An 18,475-nucleotide genomic window follows, 5' to 3' on the forward strand; every position below is an offset into this window, starting at 1 on the left:
CCGTCCGGGGCCATTTCAAGGGCGGAATTCGCAAATCCGAGTAATTTTCTCGGTTACTTCCGTCCGATCAACGGCAAGCCCGCCCTCAGCCTTGAGCAACGCGGACCGTAGGGCCGTCGAACCACGATGTCGACGGCAAAAAGAACTTCATTAATCACTTTTATCCGGTGCGTTCGCCGTATCACGCCCGCGCTGCCACAGCACGTCGGTACCGCCGTCGACGCGGTTGAGCACACGGGCCAGCACGAACATCAGGTCGGACAGGCGGTTCAAATACTGGCGGGGTGCCTCATTGAGCGCTTCGATAGCACCAAGCGCGACCAGCGCGCGCTCGGCACGACGGCAGACCGTACGACAGACGTGGGCGAGCGCTGCGGCACGGCTGCCACCCGGCAGGATGAATTCGGCCAGCCGCGGCAGGCCGGCGTTGTAGTGTTCCAGCCAGACGTCGAGCTGTGCCACCTGCTCCGGCTTGAGCAGCGTGTAGCCTGGAATGGAGAGTTCGCCGCCCAGGTCGAACAGGTCATGCTGGATATGCAGCATTGCGCCGCGCACATCTTCCGGCAGCGTTTCCGTGAGCAGCACGCCGATCTGCGAATTGAGTTCGTCCACATCCCCGATGGCGGCGATGCGCAGGCTGTCCTTGCCCGTGCGGCTGCCGTCGCCGAGGCCGGTGGTGCCGGCGTCGCCGGTGCGGGTGGCAATCTTGGACAGGCGGTGGCCCATGCCGGTCTCCTCTGGAAGTCTCTGTGATGGCGCGCATTATGGCGCCCTTTGCCTCCCGCGCGAACGGATTGCGCCGCCGGAATGCCCGCCGGAACGCCCGCCACCCCGGCAAAGTGCGGGGGTGCATCAGGCGCCGCGCGGCGTAGAATGGCGATATTCCCCCAATCGATAACCGGGTCGCGCCCCTTCCGTCGCCGACGCCGCCGACACCCGCCGACGGTTCCGGAAGCCTGCCGCATCGCGCAGCGACCCGCCGGAGACCCGCATGAACCACCCCGCGCCACACGCCGCCCTGGCTCGCCGCCCATTGCCGTCTGCCTTGCGTGACGCGCTGCAGTCGCGTTTCGGCGACCGCTTCTCGACCTCCGCCGGCGTGTGCGAGCACCATGGCCGCGACGAATCGCCGTTCCCGCCGGCGCTGCCGGACGGCGTGGTGTTTGCACACAACACCGGGGAAGTGGCCGAGGTGGCCCGCCTGTGCAACGAGCATGGCGTACCGCTGATTCCCTATGGCGCGGGCTCCTCGCTCGAAGGGCACCTGCTGGCCGTAGCCGGCGGCATCAGCCTGGACCTGTCGCAGATGAACAAGGTGCTGGCAATCCAGCCGGAAGACCTGACCGTGACCGTGCAGCCGGGCGTCACACGCAAGCAACTCAACCAGGAGATCAAGGACACCGGCCTGTTCTTCCCGATCGACCCGGGCGCGGATGCGTCGCTGGGCGGCATGTGCGCGACGCGGGCCTCCGGGACCAACGCGGTGCGCTACGGCACGATGCGCGAGAACGTGCTCGCGCTGACCGTAGTGACCGCAGACGGGCGCGTGATCCACACCGGCACGCATGCGCGCAAGTCGTCGGCGGGCTATGACCTGACGCGCCTGTTCATTGGCAGCGAAGGCACGCTCGGCATCATCACCGAGGTGACCGTGCGCTTGTACCCGCAGCCCGAAGCGATTTCCGCCGCGGTCTGCGCATTCCCGAGCATGAGCAGCGCCGTGCAGGCCGTGATCCAGACCATTCAGCTCGGCGTGCCGATTGCGCGCGTGGAGTTTGTCGATGCACTGGCGATCCGCGCGATCAACCGGCACGACAATCTGACGCTGCCCGAAATGCCGCACCTGTTCTTCGAGTTCCACGGCACCGAGGCCGGCGTGCGCGAACAGGCCGAGACCGTGCAGCAGATCACCGCCGAGCATGGCGGCCAGGACTTCGAATGGGCCACGCGGCCTGAGGATCGCAGCCGGCTGTGGAATGCGCGCCATACTGCGTATTTCGCGATGCTGCAGCTCAAGCCGGGCTGCCGCGCGGTGACCACCGACGTGTGTGTGCCGATCTCACGCCTGGCCGACTGCGTGGCCGAGACCGAGAAGGACCTGGTCGCCTCGTCGCTGCCGTGCCCGATCGTCGGCCACGTCGGCGACGGCAATTTCCACGTGGCGATCCTGATCGACCCCGACAAGCCCGAAGAGATGGCCGAGGCCGAGGAGATAAACCGCCGCATCGTCGAACGCGCGCTGGCGATGGGTGGCACCTGTACCGGCGAGCATGGCGTCGGCCTGCACAAGATGGACTTCCTCGTGCGCGAGCATGGCGAAGACGCGCTGGACCTGATGCGCGTGATCAAGCAAGCGCTCGATCCGAACGGCATCCTGAACCCGGGCAAGATCTTCCGCTCCGTGCGCGGCCCGGCGGGCTGAGCGGCATGGCTTCGATGTTCAACCGCGTCCCGCCTCTGCACCTGCTGGTGGCCTTCGAAGCCGCGGCGCGCCTGGGCAGTTTCGCGCGCGCGGCCGAGGAACTGTCGGTCACGCCCAGCGCGGTGTCGCACCGCATCAAGAACCTGGAAGAACTCTGGGGCGAGGACCTGTTCGTGCGTTCGAACGCCGCGCTGCGCCTGACCGCGGCCGGCACGCGCTATCTGCGCAACGTGCAGGACGCGCTCAAGTCGCTCAACGAACTGGCGCGGCCCGAGTACAACAAGATGCGCACGCGGCTGCGCGTGGCGATCCCGCCGACGTTCGGGCGCCAGCACCTGGTGCCGCGCCTGCCCGAGTTCGGCGCGCTGTATCCGCATATCGACATCGAGCTGCACCTGGCTATCCCGTTCCTCGACGTGAAGGCCGAGGACACCGATGTCGAGATCCGCTACGGCACTGGCCGCTATCCGGACCTGAAGACGACCAAGCTGCTGGTGGAGCCCGTATTCCCGGCGTGCGGGCGCGAGTATTACGAGCGCGTCAATGGCCGAGCGATCACCAAGCCCGAGCACCTGCACGGGCTGGTGCTGCTCCGCAGCCCGCTGGAGCCGTGGAAGCCCTGGTTCGAGACCGCCGGCCTGGACTGGCCCGAGCCGCAGACCGGTCCGCAACTCAACGATATCGGCCTGATGCTGGAAGCGGTCGCCTCCAACCAGGGCGTGGCGCTTGTGCGCCAGCGCATGGCGCGGCACTGGCTGTCGTTGGGGCAGATGGTCAGGCTGCTGGATATCGAATCGGTGTCGCCGCACGGCTACTACATCGTCGAGCGCGAGCAGGCCCCGCTCAAGCCTGAGGCGCGCTATTTCGTCGACTGGCTCCTGAGCCTGGACTGGTAAGGACAAGATTCGCCATGGAACTGCGCCTGCTGACCCCCGCCGATGCTCCCGCGTTCCAGGCCCTGCGCCTGGCCGGTCTGGTCGAGGCGCCCGAAGCATTCGCGTCCAGCCTGGAAGAGGAAACGGACCTGCCGATCGAGGTCGTGGCCGGGCGTCTTGCCGCGAACGACGACGGAGCGGTGTTTGGCGCCTTTGACGGCAGCGAACTGGCCGGCGTGGTCGGCGTACTGCGCGAAGCCAAGCGCAAGCACCGGCACAAGGCGTTCATCTGGGGCATGTACATTGCGCCCGCGTGGCGCGACCGCAAACTCGGCCGCGCGCTGATGGAAGTCGCGCTGCAACGCGCCGCATCCATGCCGGACGTGCGCCAGGTCACGCTGTGCGTCAACGCGGGCAGTACCGGAGCGGTGCGCCTGTATGAATCGCTCGGCTTCGTGCGCTTTGGCCTGGAACCCGAAGCGCTGTACGTTGCGCCGCACTTCCACGACAAGCTCGACATGGTGTACCGGCTGCCGGCCACGACCGCATCCTGACGCCGCGCGGCGCGGCCTTTCCTGCACGCGCCCGGCGGTGCTACGCTGATCTGGCAGGCCCGGCCCACAGGTTGGGCGGCAGCCATGATGAGCATTTTTGATCGGCCTGCCGTGCCGAATTCACGTACCGGGGCGTGCTGGCGGCGCAAGCGCTGCGCTATAGTCACCCGTCCCCTCCGGCCGCACGCCGGCCTCGCAGACAGGCCCACAGGAGTTGCCATGAATGCCCCGCACGAAGCCCCACTGAGCACCGGCGCCACCCCCGCCGGTAACGGCGCCGCCGACGGCCGCCGCAGCGCGCTGCTGGCGGGCCTTGCGCAGATCCTGCCCGACGCCGCATTGCTGTGGAAGCCGGAAGACACCGTCCCCTACGAGTGCGACGGCCTGGCCGCCTACCGCCAGGTGCCGATGGCCGTGGCCCTGCCCGATACCGAGGAACAGGTCTGCGCGATCCTGCGCCTGTGCCACAGGCTCAGCGTGCCCGTGGTGCCGCGCGGCGCGGGGACCAGCCTGTCCGGCGGCGCCATGCCGATCGCCGAAGGGCTGGTGCTGTCGCTGGCCAAGTTCAAGCGCATCCTGAAGGTGGACCCGCACTCGCGCACCGCCGTGGTCCAGCCGGGCGTGCGCAACCTGGCCATCTCCGACGCCGCCGCGCCCTTCAACCTGTATTACGCGCCCGATCCGTCGTCGCAGATCGCCTGCACCATCGGCGGCAACGTCAGCGAAAATTCGGGCGGCGTGCACTGCCTGAAATACGGCCTGACCGTGCATAACGTGCTGCGCGTGCGCGCGGTGACGATGGAAGGCGAGGTCGTCGTGTTTGGCTCCGAAGCGCCGGACTCGCCGGGCCTCGACCTGCTCGCCGCGATGATCGGCTCCGAAGGCATGCTGGCCGTGGTCACGGAAGTCACCGTGCGGCTGATCCCGAAGCCGCAACTCGCGCAGGTGATCATGGCCTGCTTCGACGACGTGGAAAAAGGCGGCAACGCGGTGGCCGCGGTCATCGCGGCCGGCATCATCCCGGCAGGCCTGGAGATGATGGACAAGCCTGCCACGGCCGCCGTGGAGGAGTTCGTCCATGCTGGCTATGACCTCGACGCCGCCGCGATCCTGCTGTGCGAGTCCGACGGCACGCCCGAGGAAGTCGCCGAAGAAATCGAGCGCATGAGCGCGGTGCTGACCGCTTCGGGCTGCACGCGCATCGTGGTGTCGCAGAACGAAGCCGAGCGCCTGCGCTTCTGGAGCGGCCGCAAGAACGCGTTCCCTGCCGCGGGCCGCATCTCGCCCGACTATTACTGCATGGACGGCACCATCCCGCGCAAGCACATCGGCACGCTGCTGCGGCGCATCGAGGAAATGGAGCGCAAGTACGCGCTGCGCTGCATCAACGTGTTCCATGCCGGCGACGGCAATATGCATCCGCTGATCCTGTTCGATGGCTCGGACCAGGACGAATGGCACCGTGCCGAGCTGTTCGGCTCCGACATCCTGGAAGCGTGCGTGGAACTGGGCGGCACCGTCACCGGCGAACACGGCGTGGGCGTGGAAAAGCTCAACTCGATGTGCGTGCAGTTCTCGCCGTCCGAGCGCGATGCGTTCTTCGGCGTCAAGGCCGCCTTCGACCCGGCGCGACTGCTAAACCCGGACAAGGCCATCCCCACGCTCGCGCGCTGCGCCGAATACGGCAAGATGCACGTGAAGAAGGGCCTGCTGCCCCACCCCGACCTGCCGCGCTTCTGAACGACGCGCCAGCCATGCCGCACCGCGAGACCAACCAGACCCTGCGCCAGCGCCTGGGCCGGCCCGAGACCGGCTGGCGCGAGCGCTGGTACACGATCATCTTCGAAGCCGACACGCGCGAGGGCCGGCTGTTCGACATCACGCTGCTGGTCGCCATCGTGGCGAGCGTGCTGATCGTGATGGTCGACAGCCTGCAAGGCGTGAACGAACACCTGCGCACGCTCTTCACGGTGCTCGAGTGGATGTTCACGCTGCTGTTCACGGCCGAATACGTGATGCGGATCCTGGTGGTGCAGCGGCCATGGCGCTATGTGTTCAGCTTCTTCGGCGTCATCGATTTCATCTCGATCATGCCGACGTGGCTCGCGTTCTTCCTGCCGGAGCTTGCGTTCCTGATCGATGTACGGCTGCTGCGGCTGCTGCGCGTGTTCCGGATCCTCAAGCTCACGGTGTACTTCGAGGAAGCCGAGATCCTGTACCGCGCGCTCGCCAACAGCCGGCGCAAGATCTTCGTGTTCCTGGGCACGGTGTTCATCATCACAGTGATCCTCGGCACCGTGATGTACGTAGTCGAAGGCCCGCAGCACGGCTTCACGAGCATTCCCGTGAGCATGTACTGGGCCGTGGTGACGCTGACCACGACCGGCTTCGGCGACATGGTGCCGAAGACGCCGCTGGGGCAGTTCATCACCTCGCTGACGATCCTGCTCGGCTACGGCATCATCGCGTTCCCGACCGGCATCGTCGGCGCCGAGCTGGCCGCCAGCATCATGAAGCGTCCGCTCACCACGCGCACCTGCACGCACTGCCTGACCGAAGGGCACGATGCCGATGCGCTGTACTGCAAGCATTGCGGCAGCAACCTGCCCGAGTACCAGAACGACCGCCCCGAAGTACCGGGCGGGCCCGCCGGCGGTCGCCGGAAAGACGCCTGACCCACGGGCAACACGTACCTGCACGATAGAGAACCGGACCCACATGCAAGCCACTCTCGACGCCCTCCGCGATGCCGTACGGCATGCCTCCGAGACGCGCACGCCGCTGCGACTGCGCGGCGGCGGCAGCAAGGACTTCTATGGCCAGGCCATGGACGGCGCGCTGCTCGATACGCGCGCGTACCGCGGCATCGTCGAATACGATCCCGCCGAGCTCGTGATCACCGCGCGCTGCGGCACGCCGCTGGCCGAGATCGAGGCCGCGCTCGCGGAGAAGCGTCAGATGCTGGCCTTCGAGCCGCCGCATTTCGCTGCCCCGGGCCAGGCGAGCAGCGCGACGCTGGGCGGTGCCGTGGCCGCGGGCCTGTCGGGTCCGCGCCGGCAATCGGTCGGCGCGCTGCGCGACTTCGTACTGGGCGCGCAGATGATGGATGGCCACGGCGAGGTCATGAGCTTCGGCGGCCAGGTGATGAAGAACGTCGCGGGCTATGACGTGTCGCGGCTGCTGGCGGGATCGCTCGGCACGCTGGGGCTGATTCTCGAAGTCTCGATCAAGGTGTTGCCGACGCCGTTCGGCGACGCCACGCTGCGCTTCGCGATGAGCCAGGCCGAGGCCATCGACCGCATCAACCAGTGGGGCGGCCAGCCCCTGCCGATCGCGGCATCGGCGTGGCATGAAGGCGTGCTGCATGTGCGGCTGTCGGGCGCTACCGCCGCCGTGCGTGCCGCACGCACGCGGCTTGGCGGCGAGGCCGTCGCGCAGGACGAAGGCGTGGCGTTCTGGCAGTCGCTGCGCGAACAGACGCATGCGTTCTTCGCGCCGGCGCTGCAGGGCCGCGCACTGTGGCGCGTGGCCGTACCGCCGACATCGGCGCCGCTGGACCTGCCCGGTTCCCAACTGGTCGAATGGAGCGGCGGGCAGCGCTGGTGGCTGCCTGATGCTGGCCTGGACGGCAACCATGCCGGGCTCGTGCGTGGCATCGCGCAAGCAGTTGGCGGCCATGCCACGCTGTTCCGCAACGGCGACAAGTCGGTCGGCGTGTTTACACCGCTGGCCTCGCCGCTGGCCGCGATCCACGCGCGGCTGAAGGCCACCTTCGATCCGGCCGGCATCTTCAATCCGCAGCGCATGTATCCCGGCCTCTGAGCCGCGCGCCCCGTTCAACGCCAAGGCAAACCCACCCCACACCATGCAAACGACCCTGGCCGATTTTCTCCGCAATACGCCCGAAGGCGAGGAAGCCAAGTCCATCGTCGGCAAATGCGTGCACTGCGGCTTCTGCACTGCCACCTGCCCGACCTACCAGTTGCTCGGCGACGAGCTCGACGGCCCGCGCGGGCGCATCTACCTGATGAAGCAGGTGCTGGAGGGCAACGCCGTCAGCGAAAGCACGCGGCTGCACCTGGATCGCTGCCTGACGTGCCGCAACTGCGAATCGACGTGTCCTTCAGGCGTGCGCTACGGGCGGCTCGTGGACATCGGCCGGCAGGTCGTGGACGAACAGCTCGAGGCGCGTGGCATCCGCCGCCCAGCGGGCGAACGCATCACGCGCTGGGTGCTGCGCGAAAGCCTGACGCGGCCCGCGCTGTTCGGCACTGCGCTCAAGCTCGGCCAGATGGTGCGCCCGATGCTGCCGCCCACGCTGCGCAACAAGGTGCCCGAACTCAGCAAGACCGCGGAACCGGGCCAGTGGCCACGCACCGCGCATGCACGCAAGATGCTGTTGCTCGACGGTTGCGTGCAGCCGGCCATGTCGCCCAACATCAATGCCGCAACCGCGCGCGTGTTCGACCGTGTCGGCGTACAACTGATCGTGGCGCGCGAAGCCGGTTGTTGTGGCGCCATCCGCTTCCACACCGGCGACCACGACGGCGGACTCGACAATATGCGGCGCAATATCGATGCATGGTGGCCGCATATCGAGGCAGGCGCGGAAGCCATCGTCATGACCGCGTCGGGCTGCGGCGCCATGGTCAAGGACTATGGCCACCTGCTGCGCAACGACCCGAAGTACGCCGAGCGCGCGCGCCGCGTCTCGGCGCTCACGCGCGACCTGTCGGAGATCCTGCCGGACTTCGCCGACATGCTGCACAAGCGCGCTGGCGCGGTGCCGCGCGACGGCCGCCGCGTGGCCTACCACCCGCCGTGCACGCTCCAGCACGGCCAGCAGATCCGCGGCAAGGTCGAAGCACTCTTGACCGGCCTCGGCGTGGAAGTCAAACTCTGCGCTGACAGCCACCTGTGCTGCGGCTCGGCGGGCACGTATTCCGTGTTGCAGCCGGAACTGGCCTACCGCCTGCGCGACGACAAGCTCGCCAAATTGCAGGCCACCGAGCCCGAAGCCATCGTGTCGGCCAATATCGGCTGCATCACCCACCTGCAGGGCGGCACTGAAACGCCGGTCGTGCACTGGATCGAACTGGTGGACAAGATGCTGGGCTGAACAGCCCCGGGGCGTGGTTGTCTCCCCTCTCCCGCTTGCGGGAGAGGGGCGGGGGAGAGGGCAAGCGGTTCATCGGGCGATATCGCCTCAAGACGCGCCGGCCCTTTCCCCCGACCCCTCTCCCATAGGGAGAGGGGAGAAACAGTACAACCAAGACGCCCTCATGCTCCAGACCTTTGCCATCCTCCTGGTTTTCCAATCCGTCGGCGAGGTGATCAGCTACGCGCTGCACCTGCCCGTGCCCGGCCCCGTGCTGGGCATGATCATGCTGTTCGGCTGGCTCGTCTTCGACGACCGCCTGCTGCCCATCATCCAGGGCACGACCAGCGAACTGCTCAAGCACCTGTCGCTGCTGTTCGTGCCGGCCGGCGTCGGCATCATGGTCCACGCGAACCGCATCGAAGGCGAGTGGATGCCGATCCTGATCGCACTCGTCGTATCGACGTGGCTCGCCATCGCGACCACGGCCGTGGTCACGCGCATGCTGATGCGCAAGCCGAAGGAGCCGGCCGCACAGGCTGCCGACCACAGCGGAGAACAGGCATGATGACGCCCCGCCTCAACGAGATCTGGGTCTACCTGGCCGCGAGCCCGCTGGTCGGCCTGACCGCGACGCTGCTGGCTTATGTGTTCGCGTTCCGCATCTACGAGCGCTCGCGCTTCTCGCCGCTGGCCAACCCGGTGATGATCGCGGTGGCACTGCTGGTCACGGTGCTGACGGTCACGGGCACGCCGTACAAGACCTACTTCGACGGCGCGCAGTTCGTGCACTTCCTGCTCGGCCCCGCCACCGTGGCGCTGGCCGTGCCGCTCTATCTGCAACTGCCCAAGCTGCGCACGCATGTGTTCCCGCTGCTGGTCGGCCTCGTCGCCGGCTCGCTGGTCGCGGTGGTATCGGCGGTTGGCATCGCATGGCTGCTCGGCGCGTCGCGCGAGACGGTGCTGTCGCTCGCGCCGAAGTCGGTGACGATCCCGATCGCCATGGGCGTGGCCGAGAAGATCGGCGGGCTGCCCTCGCTGACCGCAGTGCTGGTGATGGCCACCGGCATCATCGGCGCAGTCAGCGCCACCAGCCTGCTGAACCTGCTGCGCATCCGCGATTACACGGTACGCGGTTTCGCCACGGGCGTGGCGGCGCACGGCATCGGCACCGCGCGCGCATTCCAGGTGAACCAGGAAGCTGGCGCGTTCGCCGCGCTGGGCATGGGGCTCAACGGCGTGCTGACTGCCATCATGGTGCCGGTGCTGGCAGCCTGGATGCCGCACTGAGCGTGCTGACACGCTCCTGACAGGACGCTGTCAGCAGCCCCCGCGCAAGATGCGGACTCCTTTCCCCGTGACCCAGGAGTCCATCATGAGCAACGGTCTGATCAACTGGCTGGAGATCCCCGTCGTCGATATGCAGCGTGCGATCCACTTCTACGAGCAGGTATTCGAAACGACGCTCAAGCGCGAAACCATGAGCCAGGTCGACATGGCGGTGTTCCCGAACCCTGACCCCGGCGGCGCGCTCGTGGCCGGAGAGGGCTACCGACCCAGCCAGCACTACGGCCCGGTGCCTTACCTGCATGCGCCCGGGCTCGATGCGCTGCTGCAGCGCGTGGCCCATGCTGGCGGCAAGACCGTGTTCGGCCCGCTGCAACTGCCCGGCGACATCGGGCGCATCGCGCATATCGCCGACAGCGAGGGCAACCGCATCGGCCTGCACGAGCCGTTCACGGGCTGATGCCCGTCACAACGGAGGACCGATGAGCCGCCGCGCCGACCGCCTGTTCCAGATCGTCCAGGTCCTGCGCGGGCGCCGCCTGACCACGGCGGCGTTGCTCGCGCAGCGGCTCGGCGTGTCCGAACGCACGGTCTACCGTGATATCCAGGCACTGTCGCTCTCGGGCGTGCCGGTCGAGGGCGAGGCCGGCATCGGTTACCGGCTGCGTGCCGATTTCGATGTCCCGCCGCTGATGTTCACCGCCCTCGAAGTCGAAGCGCTGGTAGCCGGCCTGCGCCTGCTCAAGGCCTGGGGCGGCGGCGCGCTGGCGGCCGCGGCGGATCCCGCGCTCGAAAAACTGATGGCCGCGCTGCCGCCGCCACGCCGGCTGGCTGCGCAGCAAAGCCGCGTGTTCGCCCCGGAGTATGTCAACCGCGCGCAGGTACGCGAAGCGTTCGACGTCGTGCACGGTGCGCTGGGCGCGCAGAAGCTGCTGTTGCTCGACTACTGCGATGCTGAACAGCGCATCACCGAACGCGTGGTGATGCCCCTCGGCCTGTTTTTCTGGGGCAATGCGTGGCTGCTGGCGGCATGGTGCACGACGCGCACCGACTACCGCAGCTTCCGCCTGGACCGCTGCCGCGCCATCCGCATGCTCGACGACCACTTCCACGAAACACCGGACCGCTCGCTCAACGGCTTCCTGCGCGCGGTGCGGGCCAGCGGCGTATAGCTTATGGCGGGTAGCGCGTAGCGTCAGGCGGCGGGATCGGCCAGCAGCGTTTCGATATCCGCGCGGATATCTTCCGGCTTGGTGATCGACCCGTAGCGCTTGTACACCGTGCCGTCACGGCGCAGCAGGAACTTGGTGAAATTCCACTTGATCGCCTGCGTGCCGAGCACGCCGCGCTTCGCGCTGGTCAGCCATTGGTACAGCGGGTGCGCGTCGGGCCCGTTCACGTCGATCTTGGCGAACATCGGAAACTTGACGCTGAAGCGCGACTCGCAGAACTGGCCGATCTGCTGCGCGTCGCCGGGCTCCTGCTTGCCGAACTGGTTGCATGGGAACCCGAGCACCTCGAGCCCGCGCGCGGCGTACGCATCGTGCAGGGCCTGCAGGCCCGCGTACTGCGGCGTAAAGCCGCATTCGCTGGCGGTGTTGACGATCAGCAGTACCTTGCCGCGGAACTCCGACAGCGGCACGGGCTGCCCGGCAATGGAATTGGCTTCGAACTGGTAGACATTGCTCATGCGGCTTGGCTCCTGGATCGGACGCGCGGATCAGATCACGTTCAGGTGCTCGGTGCCGGCGCCCAGGTCGCTTTCCTTCCTGGTGGTACTGTGCAGCTTGATCATCAGCCGCAGGTCATTGAGCGAATCGGCATTGCGCAGCGCGTCCTCATACGTGATCTTGCCGCTTTCGTGCAGGTCAAACAACGCCTGGTCGAAAGAAATCATGCCCTGCTCGCGCGACTTCTTGATCACTTCCTTGAGTTCGTGGATCTCGCCCTTGAAGATCAGGTCAGCCACGAGCGGCGTGCCGATCATGATCTCCACGGCTGGCACGCGCCCCTTGCGGCCTGCGCGCGGCAGCAGGCGCTGAGAGATCATGCCCTTCAGGTTCAGCGACAGGTCGATCAGCAGCTGCTGACGCTTTTCCTCGGGGAAGAAGTTGACGATGCGGTCGATCGCCTGGTTGGCATTGTTGGCGTGCAGCGTGGCCAGGCACAGGTGGCCGGTTTCCGCGTACTGCATCGCATATTCCATGGTCTCGCGATCGCGGATTTCGCCGATCAGGATCACATCGGGTGCCTGGCGCAGCGTGTTCTTCAGCGCCACATGCCAGGACTCGGTATCGATGCCCACCTCGCGCTGCGTGACGACGCAGTTCTGGTGCGCATGCACGTATTCGATCGGATCCTCGATCGTGATGATGTGGCCGTACGAATGCGCGTTGCGGTGGTCAAGCATCGCCGCGAGCGTGGTCGACTTGCCCGAGCCTGTCGCGCCCGTCACGATCACCAGGCCGCGCTTGGACATGACGATCTCGTGCAGCGTCGGCGGCAGGTCCAGGTCCGACACAGACGGAATGCGCGTGTTGATCGTCCGCACCACCATGCCGGCCTTGCCCTGCTGGATGAACGCGGACACGCGGAAGCGGCCGGCCTTGGGCGCCGAGATAGCGAAGTTGCATTCGCGGCTGTCGTCGAACTCTTTGACCTGGCGCTCGTTCATGATCGAGCGCACCAGGCCTAGCGCCTGCGTAGGGTTCAGCGGCTGCTGCGAGACGGGCGTGATCTTGCCGTCGACCTTGATGGCCGGCGGGAAGTCGGAGGTAATGAACAGGTCCGACCCGCGATTGCTCACCATGAGCTCGAGCAGGTCGTTGATGTACTTGGCGGCGGATTCGCGGTCGAGCATGGCGTGGTCCTGCTAAATGGGCGGAATGGCGGCCGCGCGCAGGGCGCGGCCTGGCGCGGCGCGGGCCTCAGCCCATGAAGGCGTCCGGATTCTTGGCAATGGCGCGCGCGTCGCTGTAGCTGATCATGCTGCGCTTGATCAGGTCCGACAGGCACTGGTCCAGCGTCTGCATGCCCAGGCCGCTGCTGGTCTGCATCATCGAGTACATCTGCGCGATCTTGTTCTCGCGGATCAGGTGGCGGATTGCGGGCGTGGCGATCATGATCTCGTGCGCCGCCGTCCGGCCGTTGCCGTCGCGCGTCTTGAGCAGCGTCTGCGAGATCACCGCTTCCAGCGACTCGGACATCATGGTGCGCACCATGTCCTTCTCTTCGGGCGGGAACACGTCGACCACGCGGTCGATGGTCTTGGCCGCGGAGCTCGTGTGCAGCGTGCCGAAGACCAGGTGGCCGGTTTCCGCTGCGGTCAGCGCCAGGCGGATGGTTTCCAGGTCGCGCAGTTCGCCGACCAGCACCACGTCCGGATCCTCACGCAGCGCGGAGCGCAACGCGTTGGCGAACGAATGCGTGTGAGGCCCCAGTTCGCGCTGGTTGATCAGGCTCTTCTTGGACTGGTGCACGAATTCAATCGGGTCTTCCACCGTGAGGATGTGACCCATGTCGTTTTCGTTGCGGTGGTCCACCATCGCCGCCAGCGTGGTGGACTTGCCGGAGCCGGTGGGACCGGTCACCAGCACCAGGCCGCGCGGCTTCATGCACAGATCGGCGAACACCGCCGGCGCGCGCAGTTCCTCGAGCGTGAGAACCTTGGAGGGAATCGTACGAAACACCGCGGCCGCGCCGCGCTGCGTGTTGTAGGCGTTGACCCGGAAACGCGACAGGCCGCCGATCTCGAACGAGAAATCGATCTCGAGCCGCTCTTCGTAAACCTTGCGCTGGGAATCGCTCATGATGTCGTACACCATGGCGTGAACGTCCTTGTGCGCCATGGGCGCGACGTTGATGCGCCGCATGTCGCCGTGGATACGTACCATCGGCGGCATGTCCGCCGAGAGATGCAAATCGGACGCCTTGTTCTTGACTGCGAAAGCCAATAGCTGCGCGATGTCCATCTATAATGACCCCACCCGATTAATTGTATGTAGTACTTTTAGTACTTCTTTTTACTTCTTCTGTATGTCCGCCGGATTATGTCTGTAATCGCCGCCAACTTGCAAGCTGTGCACCACGGCATCGCGGCGGCGGCACAACAAGCCGGAAGGACGCCCGAAGACGTGGCCCTGCTGGCCGTTTCCAAGACTGTGGCGCCTGGCATCGTGCGCGCGGCATTCGAAGCCGGACAACGCGCTTTCGGCGAAAACTACGTGCAGGAAGGCGTCGAGAAAATCGCCGCGCTGGCCGACTTGCGCAGCCAGATCACGTGGCACTTCATCGGGCCGCTGCAGAGCAACAAGACGCGTCTCGTGGCGGAACATTTCGACTGGGTGCATGCGATCGACCGCCTCAAGATCGCGCAACGGCTGTCGGAGCAGCGCCCGGCCGGCATGGCCCCGCTGCAGGTCTGCATCCAGGTGAATATCAGCCATGAAGCCAGCAAGAGCGGCGTGGCTCCCGGCGAGGTGCCGGAACTGGCTCGCGCCGTAGCCGCCCTGCCCGGCCTGCAACTGCGCGGCCTCATGGCAATTCCCGAACCGGCGACCGACCCTGCAGCCCAGCGCCAGCCGTTTGCCGCCATGCGCAACCTGTTGCAATCGCTGCGCGCGGACGGCCTGCCGCTCGACACCTTGTCGATGGGCATGTCGGGCGACATGGACGCCGCGATCGTCGAAGGCGCCACCATCGTGCGCATCGGCACGGCCATTTTCGGCGCACGCGCGTGAGCGCCACGACAGCACTTCCCTACACCATTCCAGCCAGAGACTGACATGCTCGACACCCTGACCTTCGGCTTCCTTGGCGGCGGCAATATGGCCACCGCGCTGATCGGCGGCCTGATCGCCCGCGGCGTGCCCGCCGGTTCGATCCGCGTGGTCGATCCGTTCCCCGACGCACAGCAGCGCCTGGCACGCGACCTCGGCGTGCATGCTGCCGGCGCACCCGACGCGGCGTTCGGCGCGTCCGACGTGCTGGTACTTGCCGTCAAGCCGCAGCAGTTCCGCGACGCCGCGGCCAGCCTGCTGCCGCATCTGCCTGCGACCGGCGCCGGCAATCTCGTGATCAGCGTGGCCGCTGGCATCCGGCTGCAGGACATGCAGCGCTGGCTCGGTGGCCGCACTCGCCTGGTCCGTGCCATGCCCAACACGCCCGCACTGTCGGGCATGGGCATGACGGGCCTGGCCGCGCCGGCAGGACTGTCGCAGCAGGATCGCGCAATTGCTTCCGCCGTAGCCGAGGCCGTGGGCAAGTGCGCATGGGTCGATGGCGACGACCAGATCGACGCCGTCACGGCCATTTCGGGCAGTGGCCCGGCCTATGTGTTCTATTTCATCGAAGCGATGGAGCGTGCGGCGACGGACCTTGGCCTGAGCGCGCAGCAAGGGCGTGAGTTGGCTGTGCAGACTTTCCTCGGTGCGGCCACGCTGGCCGGACAGTCTACGGAACCGGTCGCTACGCTGCGTGAACGCGTGACGTCGAAGGGCGGCACGACGTATGCGGCGCTGACTGCCATGGAAAGTGCCGGCATTGGCGACGCATTCGTGCGCGCCATGCAGGCTGCAGCGGCGCGTGGGAAGGAGATGGGGGAAGAGTTCGGGAAGGATTGAGCGGACGTTCAATCTGACACGGATGGCACTCGCCATTCTGCCGACCTGCTCCCCTCTCCCGTGAACGGGAGAGGGGTTGGGGGAGAGGGCCAGCGCGTCTCGATGCGAAAGCCTTCACTTCGTGGAAGCTCCTGCCCTCTCCCCCGCCCCTCTCCCGCGAGCGGGAGAGGGGAGAAAACCTAGCGGATCGCGTAGGCCAGCGCCGTCCCCGCAAACACACAGGCACCCAGCCAGTTGTTGTGGCGGAACGCCGCAAAACAGCGCATACGATCCCGATCGCGGATCAGCGTGTAGTGATAGCCGGCGCAGACGGCCGCAGCAGCCAGTCCCACCCAGTACGGCCATCCCAGCGACAGCGTCACGCCGGCCCAGCCCATCAGCACCAGGAAGGCCGCGTAGCACAGCATGATCGCAGCCACATCAAAGCGGCCGAATGTGATGGCCGAGGTCTTGATGCCAATCAGCAGATCATCGTCGCGGTCCACCATCGCATAAGCCGTGTCATAGGCGACCGCCCAGAACACATTCGCCAGCAGCATCACCCACGCCACCAGCGGCACCTGGTCCTGTACGGCCGCAAATGCCATCGGAATACCAAAGCCGAACGCGATGCCCAGGTAAGCCTGCGGAATCGCAAAAAAGCGCTTGAAGAACGGGTACGTACCGGCCACTACCGCGGCGACCACCGCGAGCCATTTGGTCAGGCTGTTCAGCGGCAGGATCAGCGCGAAAGCGATCAGCGCGAGCACGGCGGCAATCAGCACGGCTTCCCACGCGGCAATCTTTCCCGCGGTCAGCGGCCGCTCCTTCGTGCGCTTGACGTGCTTGTCGAAGTCGCGATCGGCGTAGTCGTTGATCGCGCAGCCTGCCGAGCGCATCAGGAACGTACCGGCAAAGAAGATGCAGAACACGCTCAGCGCCGGCGGGCCACCGGCCGCCATCCACAGCGCCCACAGCGTGGGCCACAGCAGCAGCAGCGTGCCGATGGGCTTGTCGATGCGCACGAGGCGCGCATACAGGGCTAGGCGTTCAGACATGGGAGCTTGGGGGAAGGAGAGCAACACAGCGACAGCGAGGCGAGAGGAATCGGAGGAGCACGGGTTCAACGGACGGCGGCCATCGAACGAAAACGCGCCGCAGCCAGGACGGTTGCGGCGCGTTGGGCCAGCATGGTGGTCAGACGGCCATCAGGCCAGCATCGAACGCAGCATCCACGCGGTCTTTTCGTGCGTCTGCATGCGCTGGGTCAGCAGGTCGGCCGACGGTTCGTCGCTGGCGGCGTCGACCATCGGGAAGATCGAGCGCGCGGTGCGCACCACGGCTTCCTGGCCTTCGACGAGTTTGCGGATCATCTCGGTCGCTTCCGGCACGCCTTCCTCTTCCTGGATCGACGACAGGCGCGCGTATTCCTTGTAGGTGCCCGGAGCCGGATAGCCCAGCGCGCGGATGCGCTCGGCAATGGAATCGACGGCCAGCGCCAGTTCGTTGTACTGCGTCTCGAACATCAGATGCAGCGTGTTGAACATGGGGCCCGTCACGTTCCAGTGGAAGTTATGGGTCTTGAGGTAGAGGGTGTAGGTGTCAGCCAGCAGCTTCGACAGGCCTTCCGCGATTTTCTTGCGGTCCTTGTCGGAAATACCGATGTTCACGCTCATCTCGTTCTTCTTTGCCATGGTGATTACGCTCCGTTCTGGAAACTGGGAAAGCACGGGGTTGCCGCGCAGCGCGGCCAAACCCGGCCGGGCGGCATAACCCCGACATTATTGCATTACCATGCAAGTCGGGACAAACCCCGAGGGGGGTCATGTGTGGGGGTTTCTGGTGGGGGGGTTATTGCTCTTGGCGGGCTTTGGTTGAGACCGGGTTATCGTTCTTGGCAGGCGCCGCTGTTTCGCCGGCGTAGCCGGCGACCTACTCTTTTGTCCGAGCGACAAAAGAGTAGGCAGAAAAGCGCGTCGTTGCCGCTGGCCATCAATTCCACGGCGGCAGGGGTTCAAACGGCTTTGGACGCCTGCGATGGTGGTCGGCCGTTCCAACCTGCTAACGCTATGTGAGTCAGAACCTGTGCCTGGCGCGGCACGACTTTTGGACAATCCCCAAGACGGACTCGGGTACAGCGTTCCAACCAGGTCAGGGGTGGGACGCCTTCGGCTGCGCTGCGCGCACGTCGTCGGCGGGAGGCGAGCTCATCAACGTCGCCGGCGCCCAGGTTCGTCCGAGGTCCTTTCTCTACTTCGCGCATGCATGCGCGGGCATCGTCACCGAGGCGTGGTTTGCCCTGGGCCTGCGTGCTCAGACTTGAGCTCTGCGCATAGCGCAGCCGAAGGCGATCACGCGATATCGCTCGCAGCAGGGGCCACAGACGCTTGCAGGGCTCGTTCAATCAGCGCTGTATTCTGACCACGGTCGTGCCCCACGCGGCAGGCAGCGTGACTGACTCTGAAGCCCATACCCGTACAACACCCTCAGCACACTACGATAAAAATTCGCCCCTTTGGGGCAACCAAATGTACGGAGCAACCACATGGGTAACAAACGAGTTCACTCACATGGGTAACACTTTGAGGCTTAGATAGCCTTTGTGGTTGTGCCGTTCATCGATTCCTCCAATCACCATG

19 protein-coding genes are annotated in these 18,475 nt (G+C 66.2%); 13 read left to right on the plus strand and 6 right to left on the minus strand.

The features are described 5' to 3' along the window. Positions 1-150: 150 nt before the first annotated feature. Positions 151-726 carry a cob(I)yrinic acid a,c-diamide adenosyltransferase gene (locus KHO41_RS06450; RefSeq protein ID WP_211952468.1) on the minus strand — a complete coding sequence of 192 codons (576 nt, stop codon included), beginning with the start codon at positions 724-726 and terminating at the stop codon, positions 151-153. Positions 727-991: 265 nt separating this feature from the next. Between KHO41_RS06450 and KHO41_RS06455 the strand changes: the two genes are divergently transcribed. The 11 genes from KHO41_RS06455 to KHO41_RS06505 all read left to right on the plus strand — a co-directional run bounded on the left by KHO41_RS06455 (position 992) and on the right by KHO41_RS06505 (position 11,408). Further along, on the plus strand, positions 992-2,422 hold the full coding sequence (locus KHO41_RS06455) for an FAD-binding oxidoreductase (protein ID WP_211952469.1): 1,431 nt from the start codon (positions 992-994) through the stop codon (positions 2,420-2,422). A 5-nt stretch (positions 2,423-2,427) separates the two neighbouring features. Further along, on the plus strand, positions 2,428-3,318 hold the full coding sequence (locus KHO41_RS06460) for a LysR substrate-binding domain-containing protein (RefSeq protein WP_011298934.1): 891 nt from the start codon (positions 2,428-2,430) through the stop codon (positions 3,316-3,318). 14 nt (positions 3,319-3,332) lie between these two features. Further along, positions 3,333-3,851: a GNAT family N-acetyltransferase gene (locus KHO41_RS06465; protein ID WP_211952470.1), complete on the plus strand. Its 519-nt coding sequence runs from the start codon at positions 3,333-3,335 to the stop codon at positions 3,849-3,851. A 219-nt stretch (positions 3,852-4,070) separates the two neighbouring features. Continuing rightward, a complete protein-coding gene (locus KHO41_RS06470) occupies positions 4,071-5,591 on the plus strand; it encodes an FAD-linked oxidase C-terminal domain-containing protein (RefSeq protein WP_211952471.1) in 1,521 nt (506 codons plus the stop codon). Between the two features lie 14 nt (positions 5,592-5,605). After that, positions 5,606-6,526: an ion transporter gene (locus KHO41_RS06475; RefSeq protein WP_211952472.1), complete on the plus strand. Its 921-nt coding sequence runs from the start codon at positions 5,606-5,608 to the stop codon at positions 6,524-6,526. A 43-nt stretch (positions 6,527-6,569) separates the two neighbouring features. Further along, positions 6,570-7,673, plus strand: a complete 1,104-nt coding sequence (glcE, locus tag KHO41_RS06480) for a glycolate oxidase subunit GlcE (RefSeq protein WP_211952473.1) — start codon at positions 6,570-6,572, stop codon at positions 7,671-7,673. A gap of 43 nt (positions 7,674-7,716) precedes the next feature. Next, positions 7,717-8,970 carry a glycolate oxidase subunit GlcF gene (gene glcF / locus KHO41_RS06485; protein WP_211952474.1) on the plus strand — a complete coding sequence of 418 codons (1,254 nt, stop codon included), beginning with the start codon at positions 7,717-7,719 and terminating at the stop codon, positions 8,968-8,970. Positions 8,971-9,133: 163 nt separating this feature from the next. Beyond that, positions 9,134-9,517, plus strand: coding sequence for a CidA/LrgA family protein (locus tag KHO41_RS06490; protein WP_211952475.1), 384 nt, complete (start codon positions 9,134-9,136; stop codon positions 9,515-9,517). Further along, positions 9,514-10,239 (plus strand): LrgB family protein, encoded by a 726-nt coding sequence (locus KHO41_RS06495; protein ID WP_211952476.1) that lies wholly within the window; start codon positions 9,514-9,516, stop codon positions 10,237-10,239. Before KHO41_RS06490 ends, KHO41_RS06495 begins: the two co-directional genes overlap by 4 nt. Before the next feature lie 85 nt (positions 10,240-10,324). Next, complete coding sequence (locus KHO41_RS06500) at positions 10,325-10,696, plus strand: VOC family protein (RefSeq protein ID WP_211952477.1); 372 nt, start codon at positions 10,325-10,327, stop codon at positions 10,694-10,696. Positions 10,697-10,718: 22 nt separating this feature from the next. After that, positions 10,719-11,408 (plus strand): helix-turn-helix transcriptional regulator, encoded by a 690-nt coding sequence (locus KHO41_RS06505; RefSeq protein WP_211952478.1) that lies wholly within the window; start codon positions 10,719-10,721, stop codon positions 11,406-11,408. A 23-nt stretch (positions 11,409-11,431) separates the two neighbouring features. On the opposite strand, the gene KHO41_RS06510 is transcribed toward KHO41_RS06505, so the two are convergent. The 3 genes from KHO41_RS06510 to KHO41_RS06520 form a co-directional block, all read right to left on the minus strand. Continuing rightward, complete coding sequence (locus KHO41_RS06510; protein ID WP_211952479.1) at positions 11,432-11,926, minus strand: glutathione peroxidase; 495 nt, start codon at positions 11,924-11,926, stop codon at positions 11,432-11,434. A gap of 30 nt (positions 11,927-11,956) precedes the next feature. Further along, a complete protein-coding gene (locus KHO41_RS06515; RefSeq protein ID WP_211952480.1) occupies positions 11,957-13,096 on the minus strand; it encodes a PilT/PilU family type 4a pilus ATPase in 1,140 nt (379 codons plus the stop codon). Between the two features lie 67 nt (positions 13,097-13,163). After that, positions 13,164-14,207, minus strand: a complete 1,044-nt coding sequence (locus KHO41_RS06520) for a type IV pilus twitching motility protein PilT (RefSeq protein WP_211952481.1) — start codon at positions 14,205-14,207, stop codon at positions 13,164-13,166. Between the two features lie 78 nt (positions 14,208-14,285). On the opposite strand from KHO41_RS06520, the gene KHO41_RS06525 reads away from it, so the two are divergent. Then, on the plus strand, positions 14,286-14,975 hold the full coding sequence (locus KHO41_RS06525; protein WP_211952482.1) for a YggS family pyridoxal phosphate-dependent enzyme: 690 nt from the start codon (positions 14,286-14,288) through the stop codon (positions 14,973-14,975). Between the two features lie 45 nt (positions 14,976-15,020). Beyond that, on the plus strand, positions 15,021-15,857 hold the full coding sequence (gene proC, locus KHO41_RS06530; RefSeq protein ID WP_211952483.1) for a pyrroline-5-carboxylate reductase: 837 nt from the start codon (positions 15,021-15,023) through the stop codon (positions 15,855-15,857). A 179-nt stretch (positions 15,858-16,036) separates the two neighbouring features. Here the strand turns inward: proC and ubiA are convergent, their stop codons facing one another. Both ubiA and KHO41_RS06540 read right to left on the minus strand, forming a co-directional pair. Beyond that, complete coding sequence (gene ubiA, locus KHO41_RS06535; protein ID WP_211952484.1) at positions 16,037-16,894, minus strand: 4-hydroxybenzoate octaprenyltransferase; 858 nt, start codon at positions 16,892-16,894, stop codon at positions 16,037-16,039. A 150-nt stretch (positions 16,895-17,044) separates the two neighbouring features. Next, complete coding sequence (locus KHO41_RS06540; RefSeq protein ID WP_211952485.1) at positions 17,045-17,530, minus strand: Dps family protein; 486 nt, start codon at positions 17,528-17,530, stop codon at positions 17,045-17,047. Positions 17,531-18,475: the final 945 nt, after the last annotated feature.

The organism is Cupriavidus numazuensis (assembly GCF_905397435.1).
Classification (GTDB): domain Bacteria; phylum Pseudomonadota; class Gammaproteobacteria; order Burkholderiales; family Burkholderiaceae; genus Cupriavidus; species Cupriavidus numazuensis.